Annotated in this window: 11 protein-coding genes; 9 read left to right on the forward strand and 2 right to left on the reverse strand. The window is 62.5% G+C overall.

Translation table 11 applies throughout. The features are described 5' to 3' along the window. Positions 1 to 7: 7 nt before the first annotated feature. From soxR to NX05_RS09805, 6 genes are all read left to right on the forward strand, one after another. A complete protein-coding gene (gene soxR, locus NX05_RS09780) occupies positions 8 to 454 on the forward strand; it encodes a redox-sensitive transcriptional activator SoxR (protein ID WP_039433233.1) in 447 nt (148 codons plus the stop codon). Positions 455 to 675: 221 nt separating this feature from the next. Continuing rightward, positions 676 to 2682 carry a M1 family metallopeptidase gene (locus NX05_RS09785; RefSeq protein ID WP_039433234.1) on the forward strand — a complete coding sequence of 669 codons (2007 nt, stop codon included), beginning with the start codon at positions 676 to 678 and terminating at the stop codon, positions 2680 to 2682. A gap of 1037 nt (positions 2683 to 3719) precedes the next feature. After that, positions 3720 to 6878 carry a TonB-dependent receptor gene (locus NX05_RS09790; RefSeq protein WP_010369136.1) on the forward strand — a complete coding sequence of 1053 codons (3159 nt, stop codon included), beginning with the start codon at positions 3720 to 3722 and terminating at the stop codon, positions 6876 to 6878. Positions 6879 to 7208: 330 nt separating this feature from the next. After that, positions 7209 to 7961, forward strand: a complete 753-nt coding sequence (locus NX05_RS09795) for a SapC family protein (protein ID WP_039433235.1) — start codon at positions 7209 to 7211, stop codon at positions 7959 to 7961. Positions 7962 to 7971: 10 nt separating this feature from the next. Further along, complete coding sequence (locus NX05_RS09800; protein WP_039433236.1) at positions 7972 to 9018, forward strand: cupin-like domain-containing protein; 1047 nt, start codon at positions 7972 to 7974, stop codon at positions 9016 to 9018. A 40-nt stretch (positions 9019 to 9058) separates the two neighbouring features. Beyond that, positions 9059 to 10576 (forward strand): tryptophan halogenase family protein, encoded by a 1518-nt coding sequence (locus NX05_RS09805; RefSeq protein ID WP_039433237.1) that lies wholly within the window; start codon positions 9059 to 9061, stop codon positions 10574 to 10576. A gap of 48 nt (positions 10577 to 10624) precedes the next feature. Here NX05_RS09805 and NX05_RS09810 read toward each other — a convergent pair whose 3' ends face one another. Together NX05_RS09810 and NX05_RS09815 are read right to left on the reverse strand one after the other, a co-directional pair. Further along, positions 10625 to 11629 (reverse strand): MBL fold metallo-hydrolase, encoded by a 1005-nt coding sequence (locus NX05_RS09810; RefSeq protein ID WP_039433238.1) that lies wholly within the window; start codon positions 11627 to 11629, stop codon positions 10625 to 10627. A gap of 138 nt (positions 11630 to 11767) precedes the next feature. After that, entirely contained in the window at positions 11768 to 12166 is a 399-nt protein-coding gene (locus NX05_RS09815; protein WP_039433239.1) for a hypothetical protein, read from the reverse strand. 361 nt (positions 12167 to 12527) lie between these two features. Between NX05_RS09815 and NX05_RS24410 the strand changes: the two genes are divergently transcribed. The 3 genes from NX05_RS24410 (at position 12528) to NX05_RS09820 (ending at position 14014) form a co-directional block, all read left to right on the forward strand. Continuing rightward, complete coding sequence (locus NX05_RS24410) at positions 12528 to 12701, forward strand: hypothetical protein (RefSeq protein WP_172645735.1); 174 nt, start codon at positions 12528 to 12530, stop codon at positions 12699 to 12701. 675 nt (positions 12702 to 13376) lie between these two features. Continuing rightward, positions 13377 to 13523, forward strand: a complete 147-nt coding sequence (locus NX05_RS24195; protein WP_162231359.1) for a hypothetical protein — start codon at positions 13377 to 13379, stop codon at positions 13521 to 13523. 149 nt (positions 13524 to 13672) lie between these two features. Continuing rightward, on the forward strand, positions 13673 to 14014 hold the full coding sequence (locus NX05_RS09820) for a PIN domain-containing protein (protein WP_039433333.1): 342 nt from the start codon (positions 13673 to 13675) through the stop codon (positions 14012 to 14014). Positions 14015 to 14110 lie beyond the last annotated feature (96 nt).

The following is a 14110-nucleotide window of genomic DNA, read 5'->3' on the forward strand; positions in this document are numbered from 1 at the left end:
CAAGGCAATGCAGCGCGAGTTGTCCGTGGGCGAGGTGGCCAAGCGCAGTGGCGTGGCGGTGTCGGCGCTGCACTTTTACGAGCGCAAAGGCTTGATCAGTAGCCTGCGCACCGCCGGCAACCAGCGCCGCTACGGGCGCGATGTGCTGCGGCGGATCGCGGTGATTCGCGTGGCGCAGCGGCTCGGTGTGCCGCTGCAGCAGGTGCTCGATGCGTTCTCGGTGTTGCCGGAGCAAGGTACGCCCACGCGTGCAGAGTGGGCGCGCATGTCGGCGCGCTGGCGCAGCCAACTGGACGCGCGCATCAACGAACTGCAGGCCTTGCGCGACCAGCTCACCGAGTGCATCGGCTGCGGCTGTCTGTCGCTGCGCCGCTGCCGCCTGAGTAATCCGGACGACGCCATGGGCCAGGGCGGTGAGGGGGCATTGCGACTGGGTAGCCTGCTCGTGGAGTAAGCCTGGCTAACGACCGCTTCCTTGCGCCGATCGTCATGCAGGCGTCGTGGACTTGATCGGTACGCGATGCGTGCATGTAGAGCGCCGCTAGCGCTGCACCGGCGCGCGCATTGGCGGCCACGTCCAAAGCATCACGCGGCCGCAACCGGGACCAATGGCATTCCCATGCGCGGCGAGGTGCGCCGTAGGATGGGAACCCCCTTCCCGCCGCAGGATTTCGCATGACCCCCACCGTGCGCCGATCGCTCACCGTTGCATTGTCGCTGGCGTGCCTCACTGCGCCGATGCTTGCCGCCGCCGCGCCAGCCAGCGCCGCATCCGCCACGCCCGCTCCAGCGAACGTGTTCGACCCGCTGGCCCTGTTCGCGCCCCTGCAATTGCCGGACGCCCCGAATAGTTACCGCAGCGGCAGCGGCGTGCCCGGCCCGGCGTTCTGGCAGAACCGCGCCGATTACGACCTTAGCGCCAGCATCGACCCAGCAACGCACACGCTCAGCGGCGAGGCCGCTATCACCTATACCAACCATAGCCCCGACACGCTGGACGTGCTGTGGCTGCAGCTGGACCAGAACATCTATCGTGCCGACGCGCGCGCTGCCGCCAGCCGGCCCCTCAAGCGCAAGGAGTTCACCAATGGCATGCAGATCGCCAGTGTCGAGGTCGACATGGGCGGGCGTCGCCAGGCCGTGCACTTCGTTGTCGACGACACCCGCATGCGGGTGGATCTGCCGCAGCCGCTGGCCGGGCAGGGTAAGGCGCTCACCGTGCATATTCGTTACCGCTACACCATTCCCGGCACCTGGGGCGGGCGCACTGCGGTCAGTGCCAGCAAGCAGGGCGAGATCTACGAGATTGCGCAGTGGTACCCGCGCATGGCGGTGTACGACGATCTGCGCGGCTGGGACACGCAGCCATATCTGGGCTCGGAGTTTTATCTGGAATACGGCAATTTCGATTACGCAGTCACTGTGCCGGAGGGCTTTCTGGTCGCTGGCTCGGGCGCACTGACCAACCCACAGGACGTGCTCAGCCGCACCGAGCAGCAACGCCTGGAACAAGCCCGCGGCAGCGACCGCACGGTGCTGATCCGCACGCCTGACGAAGTGACTGCACGCGCGGCCAAGCCAGCGAGCAAGGGCACGCAGACCTGGCGCTTCCATATGGACCACACCCGCGATGTCGCATTCGCCGCATCGCCGGCATTCGTCTGGGACGCGGCGCGCATCAACTTGCCGGGCGGCAAGCAGTCGCTGGCAATGTCGGTCTACCCGGTGGAAGGCGTGGGCGCAGAAAAGTGGAGCCGCTCCACCGAATACGTCAAAGGCGCTATCGAGCATTTTTCGCAGTGGTATCCGTACCCGTGGCCGGCAGCGATCAACTTGGGCGGCTACGGCGCCGGCATGGAATACCCGGGCATCGTCTTCGACGGCTTCGAAGACGGCGGCAAGGATTTGTTCTGGATCACCGCACACGAAATCGGCCACACCTGGTTCCCGATGATCGTCGGCTCCAACGAGCGCCGGCATGCCTTCATGGATGAAGGCTTCAACACCTTCATCGACGTGTATGCATCGGATGCGTTCAACAAGGGCGAATACGCGCCCAAGCGCGATTCGGAATACGCACCGAAAGGTGGCAACCCGGTCGACGAAATCCTGCCGCTGCTGGCCGATACCCATGCGCCCACGCTGATGGACAACGCCGATTCCACCAGCGAGACCTATCGCCATCCGCTGACCTACTTCAAGGGTGCCTTGGGGCTGGTGCTGTTGCGCGAACAGATTCTGGGGCCGGCGCGCTTTGATCCCGCGTTTCGCAAATACATCGCCACCTGGGCTTACAAACATCCCACACCGTCGGATTTCTTCCGGCTGATGGAGAGCGAAAGTGGCGAAGATCTGTCCTGGTGGTGGCGCGGCTGGTATCTCAATAATTGGCAGCTGGACATGGGCATCACCGCAGCGCATTACGTGGACCATGACCCGTCCAAGGGCGTGCAAGTCACGCTGCGCAGCCGGCAGAGGTTGGTGATGCCGGTGACCTTGCGTGCTGACCTGGCCGATGGCAGCCATCTGGACCGGCGCGTGCCGGTGGAAACCTGGCTGCAGACCACCACGCCCACGGTCAACCTGCCGACCACGCAGAAGGTGCTGCACGTGACGTTGGATCCGGACCATGTGCTGCCGGATGCAGACCGCAGCGATGCGCGTGTGGACGTGACCGGCTGAGCATGACGACAGGTATGCATGGTGACGTGACCGCAGGCGCGGTCGCGTCAGCCGCCGCCTGCAGTGGCGACGAAGAGTGGAACGAAAACGCCTGCGGTAACCACCAGGCGAACACAGCAGTTGCCTCCAATCGGTAGGCAGCACTCGTACGCAGCGCTCAGTGGCGCTGCCGATGTCCAACCGAAGACGACGTACGCCGTGTATTTGTCGGCTCCAAACGCACGCAATCGATTGCGAAGATTGCGCTGTCTTCGTGTGTGCGAGATGCCTGTCGCTGTAAGGCGTGTTGCCGAAGTGCGAACGGCATCGCACATGTATCACTGCTGTGTTCAGTGCATCGCTGCGTCTGACAATCGCAACGAAGATGTGCGGCGGCGACATCCGATCCTTCGTTTGCGCAAACGCCGCCTTCCACCACGCCACGACACGTTACATTATGGAAATTTCACCGTGCGGCTTGCCGGTTTTTGCGTAATGCCTTGATAACGCTTACAGCCCTGCCACCGTTGATAAACGCATTCGGACTCAAGCGACTGCCGTATCGGCTGTAACAGTGCACAGCTATCACTATGTTGCAACGCACGGTGACAAGCCCTTTATGCCCTGACTAGGCTGCGAGGCATGTTAGCGCTATCACTGGCTGACACACGGTGCAAAGCAGCCGTCACAAATGCAGCAATGGCAGAGCGTTGTCGTTGATGCGCTGGGTGGTAGTGCGTGCACATCGCAGGTCAACGGTCGAAGGGGCGACCGGCGGCCTGCGTGCTAGGGGATAGATCGAAGGGCAGCTGAAACAACGTAGCGAGCGGTTGTCGGGTGGCGCGTGTGGTGTGGCGAAAGCGGCGGAGATGCACGCAGTGCATGTCCGATCCGAGCGCCGGCAGCGCCTGCATGGCGAACGCATCGGCGTTGGATTGGTGGCTCAGCAGTTGCAGCAGCAGTCGCCACGGCCTGTCGGGCAGTGGCCATGATTCCGCCGGATCGCATGCCGCGATATCGGCCGTTGGCGGTTGAACTCCACTCCCGAGGACACATCGATGCGTCGTACGTTGAACAGCTTCAAGTCGAAGGCCATGTTCACCTTCGTTGGCGGCCTGTTGGTCATCAATCCCGCGTTTGCGCAGGATGTCGCTCCGCCGCCCGCGCCGGCGCCGCAGTCCAGCAGCGATTCCGCTACAACCCTGGATGCCGTCAACGTGACCGGTATCCGCAACAGCCTCAACCAATCGATGGGCATCAAGCGCGACGCTGCCGGCGTGGTGGATGCGATCAGTGCCGAAGACATCGGCAAGTTTCCGGATACTAATCTTGCCGAATCGCTCCAACGCATCACCGGTATTTCCATCGAGCGCCGCGATGGCGAAGGCGCGCAGGTCACCGCACGCGGCTTCGGTCCGCAGTTCAACACCGTCACCCTCAATGGCCGTCTGATTCCCGGCGCCGATGCGTTCGGTGCGCCCGGCCAGACGCCGATCGGCGGTGTGGATGTCGGCACGCGTGCGTTCAACTTCGCCCAACTCGCGTCCGAAGCCATCACCGGCATCGAGGTGTTCAAGACCAGCCGCGCGACTGCGCCCAGCGGCGGCATCGGTGCGACGATCAACATCCAGACCGACAAGCCGTTCAATCACGATGGCGTGGTGGCCAACGCCGGCGCCAAGATGGTGTCGGACCGCTCCGAGCCCTTCGGCGATTCGCTCACCCCGGAAGTGTCGGGCATCTTCAGCTACACCAACCCGGACAAGACCTTCGGTATCGGCTTGAGCGCCAGCTACCAGAAGCGCCACGGCGGTTCGGTGCAGGCCACCGAAAACACCTGGAACATCCAGCGCTGGACCGGCACCGACCCGGCGCTGCGCCCGGACGCGGTGGTAACCAATGCCCCGGCGATCGGCCAGTTGTACGGCATGCCTAACGATCTGCGTTACGCATTCGCCGATTTCCAACGCGAGCGCATGAACGGCCAGGCGGTGATGCAGTTTGCGCCCACCGACAGCCTGACCCTGACCCTGGATTACACTTATTCGGCCAACGAAATTCGCGAAGAGCGCGGTGAGCAGGGTATCTGGCTGCAGCGCGCCAACAGCTTTACCGATCTGACCTTCGATACCGGCCAGGCCGTGGCCACGCCGGTCTATTTGCGCGATGTGCCCAACGGCGCCAAAGACTTCGGCATGGAGCAACAGCGCAACGAGCAGAAGTACACGCTTGGCTCGCTGGGCTTCAACGCGGATTGGCAAGTGAGCGATCGCTTCCAGTTGAGCTTCGATGCGCACAATTCGAAGACGCAAAGCCTGCCCAACGACCCGACCACGGGCGGCAGCGCCACCTACTTCAGCTTCGCCGGCACCAATAACTGCACCAATGGGCCGTACTGCGGCGGCCAATGGGGACAGGAACTGTGGTTCAACAATTCCTTGCCGATCGGCGCACGCACCTGGTATCCCACTGCAGCCGATTCGCTGGCAAATACCAATGGCGTGGTCAATCCTGCTTTCACGCCTGCCGAGCTCGGCTCGCAGGTGCTGCGCATTTTCTATCAGAAGCAGGTGACCGAAACCAAGGAAGGGCGCCTGGACGGCAAGTTCGACTTTGACGACGGGCGCTTCCAGTTTGGCGTGAGCTCGACCAACACCACCATGCAGCGCCGTGTCAGCGAGACCAACTCGCCGCTGGGCGATTGGGGCGTGGCCAATGCGGGCAACGAGCCGGGAATGGTCGCGCTGCTGCAGCCGGTGAGCATCACCGGCATGTTCAAGGATTTCAATCCCACCGGCGCTGCCCCCAGTGCATGGCGTGGCGATGCCGATCAGCTGGCTTTGTGGGGTGGAAGTCAGTACGGCGCGACCACGCGCTACAACCCGCAATACACCGCCGACAACCGGGTGGAAGAAAAGACCCGCGCTGCCTACGTGCAGTTGGAAATTGCCGGTGCCATCGCCGGGATGACCACCAATACACGCCTGGGTCTGCGCTACGAGCGCACCGACGTGGAATCCACCTCGCAGGTGGCCACGCCGACCGCGCTGCTGTGGCTTTCCAACAACGATTTCCAGTTGATCCGCTCCACTGAGCAGCAGCCTTTCAGCGAGAAGACCAGCTACAACTACATCCTGCCCAACATGGACTTCAGCATCGATTTCACCGATCAGCTGAAAGGTCGTGCCTCGTTCGGTCAGACCATTGCACGGGCGCCGTACAACAATCTCATCGCCGGTCCCACGCCAAATACCCCCAACGGCTCGATCCTGATCAATCCGTCCAACCGCGCCGGTGGCGACTCGCAGACGCCAACCCTCGATCCGTTGGAATCGGACAACCTCGATCTGGCACTGGAGTGGTATTTCGCTGACGCCAGCTACATCTCAGCGACGTTCTGGAACAAGCGCGTGAGCAATTTCATCGGCAATACCGTCACGCGTGAATCGCTGTACGGATTGACCGACCCCACCTCGGGGCCGGATGCCCAGGCCGCGCTGGCGTTCCTGCAAAGCGGTGCCTGCGCCGCCCAGGTGGGCGCGGCCGGCAACGATGTCGCAGGTGCATGTTCGGCCAACGACACCTCGCTGTTCGCGGCAATGGCACTGCTGCGCAATGCGGCTGCTACCGGCGGGCTGAGCGCCTACAACGGCAGTTCGGCGCAGAGCCTGGCGCTGGAGAATGCCTACGATATCGCCGGCAATGCCTCCGACCCGTTGTATCAGTTCGACGTGTCGCGGCCGATCAACCAGAACAAGGCAAATATCCACGGTTGGGAACTGGGTGGGCAGTACTTCTTCGGCAGCACCGGTTTCGGCATCTATGCCAACTACACCATCGTGGAAGGCGATGTGGCATTCGATAACACCGTGATCGACCGCGATCAGTTCGCGTTGCTCGGCCTGAGCGATACCGCCAACGTCATGCTGATGTACGAGAAGTATGGCTGGAGCGCACGCCTGGCCTGGAACTGGCGTGACGAATACCTGATTGCTGCCAACCAGGACAACGCCAACCGCAACCCGTACTACGTTGAGCCCTATCAGCAGTTCGACCTCAGCGTGAGCTACGCATTCAACAAGCAGCTGTCGGTGGGCTTCGAGGCGATCAACCTGACCGGTGAAGACGTGCGCTGGCATGGCCGCTCGGAGAAGCAGATCATCCGCTTGATCGACCAGCAGCCGCGTTACACGCTGGGCGTGCGGTACGCGTTCTGAGTCATCACGCCGACGCGCTTGAAGCTGTAGCCCTGCGGCCGCCATCGCGTGATGGCGGCCGCAACTGGTTGTTGCACAAGTGCTCGCTCGGGGTACGCAGCCGTGTCGTTCAGCAGCACCGTCTCTGTCTGTGCATATGAGGTCGCCGGCGCAGTGCGCACCCGTGACGTACGCGCTGATGTTCGCATTGATGCAGCGTATTGCTGCCCTGCGGCTTGCCGGCGCGCCTATTTTTGGCAATGCTCAGCATCGCCATGCACGCGGGGATGCGTGCGACCGAAACCCATCATGACTGCAGTCCTTCGCGACGGATGGCTGCTGGAGTTTTAAATGACGCGATATGCAGTGCTCAACAACGTGGCGCATCACGACCTGCGCGTGATCCTGCGCTTTGGTGCGGAATTCGGCGATGCGCTCGGCGTGGTGCCGGCTTTCGTCACCGAATACGCCGAGCTGCAGCGCGAGTACCCGCTGTTCTTCCGCAAGGATCCGGCTGGGAGTGGTTACCAATCTGTGGCGCTGCTGGGCTTCGCACAGGACGAGAACCTGTTTCTGCAGGACGGGCGCTGGAATGCCGGCTACCTGCCGGGCATTGTGGCCAAAGGGCCGTTCTTGATCGGTTTCCAGGAGCAGCACATCGACGGCGCCTTGGTGCAAGAGCCGGTGATCCATGTCGACCTGGAGCATCCACGCATCAGCCGCAGCGAGGGCGAGGCGGTGTTCCTGCCGCAAGGCGGGCACAGTCCATATCTGGAGCACATCATTGGTGTGTTGCGCGGCATCCGCGAGGGCGTGGACGCAGGGCAAGCGATGGCGGCTGCCTTCGACGCGCTGGGTCTGATCGAGCCAGTGCGCCTGGACGTCGCGCTGGATGCCAGCCACGCCACGCAGTTGCAGGGATTGTTCGCCATCGAACGCGAACGGCTTGCCGCATTGGATGCACAAGCGCTGCATCAGTTGCATCGGGCCGGCTATCTGGAAGGTGCCTTCCTGATGTTGGCATCGCTGCACAACGTGCGCCGGCTGATGGCCGAGAAGCAGCGCCGCTTGCAGCACTCGCACAGCGACTCCGTTGCCGCGTAGGCCTGAGCGCATGGCCGCACGCGCCGCCGATCTCTCCGTCACCGCAGGCACCGCCATCGCCGAGCGTAGCGATTGCGGCCCCGACGCATTGCCGCTCGCCGAACTTTGCGACGCCGCCGAGCCGGTGGTGCTGCGTGGCCTCGCGCGCAATTGGTCGCTGGTGCAAGCCGGGCTGCGCAGCGCCGAGGAAGCCATGGCGCTGTTGCGTGCGCACGATACTGGCCGCCCCTTGCAATATTCCTACGGCGGCCCGGACATCGGCAGCCGCCCGTTCTATCGCGACGATTGCAGCGCGCTCAACTTCGAGGTGCAACGCGGCAGCTTGAGCACCCTGCTGGATGCCATCGCAGCACATCGCGATGACGTGCAGCAGCCCACCTATTACTTGGCCTCGTTGCCGGTGGATGCCAACCTGCCTGGATTGCGCACGCACAACGACCTGGATGTCGCTGCGAAGGGCAGCCCCGTGCAGCCCAGCATCTGGATCGGCAATCGCGTGATCGCCTCGTGTCACTACGATGCGCTGGATAACCTGGCCTGCTGCACGGTGGGGCAACGGCGTTTTACGCTGTTTCCGCCGGAACAGGTGGCCAATCTCTACCCCGGCCCGCTCGATCCCACGCCTGGGGGACAGGTGGTGAGCATGGTCGATTTCGCTCGCCCGGATCTGCAGCGCTTTCCGCGCTTTGCCGATGCCTTGCCGCATGCGCGCAGCGTGGCGCTGGAGCCGGGCGATGCCTTGTTTATCCCCAGCATGTGGTGGCATCACGTCGAATCGCTGCATTCGTTCAACGTGCTGGTCAATTACTGGTGGAGCAGCGCGCCGGCGCATCTGCCTGCCGGGATGCCGGCCCTGTACCACGCGCTATGGGCCATTCGCGACCGCCCGGCAGCGGAGAAACAGGCGTGGCGCGCGCTGTTCGATCACTACGTGTTCGGCCCTGCCGAGCGAGCCGGCGAACACCTGCCCGAATCGGCACGCCAGGCGCTTGGTCCGATCGACCCAACGTTGGCACGACAGCTGCGCGCCATGCTGATCGGCAAGTTGAACCGTTGATGCGCAACACCGCTCTCAACCCATCTCACAGGAATGCGCAGTGACTCAGGCTCAGATTCGCAAGGTGGTGATCGCCGGTGGTGGAACGGCCGGCTGGATCGCCGCTTGTGCGCTTTCGCATCAATTCCGCGATTTGCTGGACATCACCCTGGTCGAGTCCGAGCAGATCGGCACTGTGGGCGTAGGCGAATCCACCGTGCCGCCCATCCGGACCTTCCACCGGTTCCTGCAGATTGACGAGCAGGAGTTTCTGCGTGCGGTCGCCGGCACCTTCAAGCTCTCGATCTCGTTCGAGAATTGGCTGCGTCAGGGCGATCGCTATATCCATCCGTTCGGCATCACCGGCCAGAGCACCCTGGTGTGCGCCTTCCATCATCTGTGGCTGGAAAGCCAACGCCGCGGCATGCCGGGCAGCTTCGGCGATTACTGCCTGGAAACCGTGGCCTCGCGCGTGGACCGTTTTGCGCTGCATGGCGAGCCGGCGGTCAATTATGCGTATCACCTGGACGCGGCGCTGTATGCCAAGTTCCTGCGCGCGCGTAGCGAGGCCTGTGGCGTCAAGCGTATCGAAGGCAAGATCCAGCAGGTGACCGTGCAGCCGCACAGCGGCGACGTCGCCAGCCTGGTGCTCGAAGACGGGCAGGTGATCGAAGGCGATCTGTTTATCGATTGCAGTGGCTTTCGCGGCCTGCTGATCGAGCAGACGCTGCACACCGGCTATGAAGATTGGAGCCATTGGCTGCCGTGCGACCGTGCGGTGGCGGTGCAGACCGAAGCCGTTGGCCCGCCGGTGCCGTATACCCGCGCTATCGCGCACGAAGCCGGCTGGCGTTGGCATATTCCGTTGCAGCATCGCGTCGGCAACGGCCTGGTGTTTTCGAGCAAGCATCTGTCCGATGACGAAGCGCACGCCAAGCTGCTGCACGATGTGGCCGCGCCCGCCGTCAAGGACCCCTGGATGGTGCCGTTCCGCACCGGCCGCCGGCTCAAAGCCTGGAACAAGAATGTGGTCTCGCTTGGTCTGGCCAGCGGCTTTATCGAACCGCTGGAATCCACCAGCATTCATCTCACCATCTCTGCGGTGGTACGGCTGTTGGCGCTGTTTCCGGCCGAAGGCATCGCACCATCGCAGGTGCAATTGTTCAATGACGTCAGCCGCGCTGAAATGGAGCACGTGCGCGACTTCGTTACCTTGCATTACCACGCTACCCAGCGCGATGAACCGTTATGGCAGCAATGCCGCGAGATGGAACTGCCCGACTCGCTTGCGTTGCGTCTGCGTGCCTGGCGCGAACGCGCGCACGCCTGGCAGGGTGCGGATGAATTGTTCCGTGTCGATTCCTGGACCCATGTGCTGATGGGGCAGGGCATCGCACCCGAGCAGCATCACCCGCTGACGCGCGCGTTCGCCGACCACGACCTGCGCCGCCTGCTCGACGGTATCGCCCAGCCGATCCAGCACGCGGTGCAGCAGATGCCGTCGCAACAAGCCTTTATCGAGCGCTATTGCAAGGCAGGCGCACAGGTGTGGGGGATGCGCAGGCCCATGCCGGCATAACGCCGGCCATCTGGCGACACTTCGGGGCAGGTGTTGCGCGTGCCTGCGCTAGAGACGCATCAAATCCTTGCCCACCACGATCGGCCCGGCGTAATGCCTGCGCGCGCCCTCGCTCCACATCGCATCGGTGATGGACGCATCGCCACCAGGAACGAAGTGATTGAGCACAAGCATCTTGGCCTTGGCCGCGGCTGCAATCTTGCCGACCTCCTCGCTGGTGGAATGGCTCTTGAGCAAATGGTCCAGCAACGTGGGCGCGTTATCGTTGTTCTGAAGCATCTTTTGCAGTGCCGGTAGATACATCACCTCGTGCACCAGGATATCGGTGTTCTTCGCGAACTCGGCCAGTGCGGGCAGATAGCGCGTGTCTCCAGAGAACACCACGCTGCGGTCGCGCGCTTCGAACCGGTATGCGAATGCCGGCTTGAGCGTGTAATGGTCCACCAAGGTGGCGGTTACGGTGACCTGATCGTTTTTCAGCACAGTGCCGGGCTGATCGAATTCGTGCAAATGGATCAGCTGCTTGAACGGCGGGCGGCCTTCCTCACGGATGCGTGCCTTGATGTCGATGGCATTCATCTCGACAAAGGCATTCACCATCTTGGCGATGCCGGGTGGGCCGTATAGATGCACTGCTGTTTGCAGGCCACTGGCCCAGGCGAGCCACACCACGTTGAGCAGATCGGCGCTGTGGTCGGAGTGGAGGTGGGTCAAAAAGATATCGCGCAGCATGGGCAGGCGGATCCCGGCCTTGGCCAGTTGCTGCGCGACCCCGTTGCCGCAATCGATGAGATACGGCTGCCCATCGATGACCAGCGCATTGGCTGCCGCCGCCCGCAAGGGCGAAGGCGTCGGGCCACCCTTGGTGCCCAGCAGCACCAGGACGCTACCCTCGGCTGGGAACGGTGCTGGCGGTGCGGCTTCGGGCTTGGAGAGCCCATGTCGTGTAGACGACTGCGCAGCACCAAGCTGCCCCACCGCAGTCAGCGCACCGGCAACCAGGGCAGTGCGCAGCAGCGTGCGGCGGGAGCGGGATGGATGGAATGCGGTCATTGCGGCTCCTGTCGGTGTGCGTGTGTTGGTGGGTGCCGATGCACTTCTGTGTCCTGGACACACAATACGTCAGGCGTCGCTGGCAGCGATTCGCCACAGCAGTCCAGGCGCTATGTTTCGCTGCTCACATCGCCAAGCTCAGAATTCGCGCGCAACGAATTGATTCAACGCCGGCGAACGATAGAACGCCATGCATTGCGCGAAGATGCGGTTGAACGGGCCGCGACGCGCCTCGTCCTTCATCGGAACTTCTCTCTTGTCGAAGCCCGCAGTGCTGGCGTCGACAAAACGCTGCAGACGCTCGGTGGCGCCGGCTTTGGCGTTATCCATCGCATAGGTGGTCAGCAGATACGAGCGATCGCGTAGCTGGTCGGGCGCGTATTTGCCGCTGCGCGTGTAGTTGTTGTCCAGGCAGCGCTGCAGCGCGTAGCCCTTGATGTCCTCGCGATCGGCGGGCTTGCCAGCCGCCTGGGCAGCGGTTTGTAGCGTCATGGCAGCAAGGGTGATAACGAACAGTGCGGTACGTAGACGAAGCATGGGCGGCGACTGGCGAAGGAGACCCAACAAGTCTGCATCATCACGCTACGCGCCGCCTAGATTTGCACGGGGTGAAGCCGGGTGAATTTGGCGGCGGCGGTCGTCCTGATTGTCTGACGTTGGGCAGCGATGGCGTTGATCTGGCGGGGGTAACGCACGGCGTACCGTGCTGTTGTCGCAATAAGAGCATTGCTGCTTGGCTATAGGCGCGCTGGAAATCGTGGCGCATTGACTCGTTCGACTCATTCCAACGAGCGATTATTTTGTCATCCGAAAGGTGATTTCTTAAGGTCTTCAGCGCAGCTGGACCCGCCATGAGTATCACCACAGAGCTTCGAGTAAGCGCCCAATCATCACTGTTTTGAACGATGCCATCGAAGTGGTCCGCGTCGGATGGCGAGGTCCAAACATCGTGGTGGTGCTGGTCGTATTCACGGGCTTCCAGCATTGCGGTAAGGCGGTCACGCTTCGAGCAGTCGGATTCATCATCGTGTCCACCACGGCAAGCATCCTGCGCTGGCCGCCACGGTTGTAGGAGTCCGGTGGCTATTGCTTGTGCGCCTCCAGTGCTTGCCAAAGGCCCACCCTCGCCCTTGTCCAACGCTCAAATCAAGACGGACCTGATTCGCGAATCCATCAGCTCGCATCCAGGCAACTGTCCTTGCCCCCATAACACAGCGCGTAATGGAAGCAGCTGTGGCGGTAGGAGCGCATAGCCGTGGTTGCGGTTACGTGTCCCTTTGCTATCCGAAAGACCTAACGGCCGACATGGTTGCTCAATACCGCGCCAGATAGCAGTCTCAGTGTGTGCCCATGCTGATGCTTCTGCTCTGTTGTTGGTGGCGACCTGCTGGTGGCCACAGAGTCACGCGGCCGTCTCCACGGCCAGCGCAACACGCTGCCCGGCCCCGTGGGGGATGGGTCTATCCGTCGTCCCCAGACGCCTGGCAAGGGGTGGGGCATAGCGTGTCAGGGCGGTGGATAATTGCTATTGCATCGCCCGGGCGATGCCGTTGCGGTCTTGTCATCATTCCTCCCCTGTCGCCCCATTCGGTTGGGCAACGGCTTGGGACGACAAAACCGCAGCAAGGCGGTTTTTTCATGCCCGCAGGAAGCTCCGTGTGACCATCGTCAAAGCCACTGCCGTCTACATCGATGGCCACACCTGTACTACGGGCGCATCCGTGGGACCGCATTCAATTGGCTTGATGTGGTCGCACTGTTCGATACCCTCCTGCATAATCAGGATCCGACCTCCGATCTGCTGCACGTCCGCTATTTCATAGCGCCGGCGCTGGGTCGGTTTGCCACCCACAAGCAGGCCTCGGAAACGCAAGCGGCATATCTGCGCGCGTAGCACACAGCCACCCACAACGATTCACCACGACATTGGGCAAACACAGCTGGGACAAAGCGGGAACCCTGCTGCCTGAGTTTGTCAGCGGCCAACCGTATGATCGGGCGCGCTGGGTGCGGGTCTGGAAGCTCGAAGAGAAACAGACCGATGTGAACCTGGCGCTGGCCATGTATCGCGATGCGGCATCTGCGCAGTATCAACAGCTGGTTGTGTACTCCAACGATAGTGACATTGAGCCGGTCCTTACGGCGATCCGCGAAGACTTCCCGACCATCGTGCTTGGCGTCGTCACGCCACGCAGGCCGCCGGTCGAGGGTGAATCAGACAGAAGGGTCAGCGCCTCGCTGTCGAGCCGCGCTGACTGGACGCGTCAATACATCTTGGATAGTGAGCTGGCTGCCGGTCAGCTTCCCGAGCGTGTTCGTAAGCCTGGCAAGCCCATCGATAAGCCGGGGCATTGGTGCGGGTGTCGCGCGAGGCTTGACCGCTAGCATGCTTGCCCCCGCGCTTTGACCGATCACAGTTCAGTTTTCAGCTGCATCCGATCAGTGGGCAGAATTTCGCTAGTCCACAGCGTTTTTCGTTTG

The sequence above is a fragment of the Xanthomonas vasicola genome, from assembly GCF_000772705.2.
GTDB lineage: Bacteria > Pseudomonadota > Gammaproteobacteria > Xanthomonadales > Xanthomonadaceae > Xanthomonas > Xanthomonas vasicola.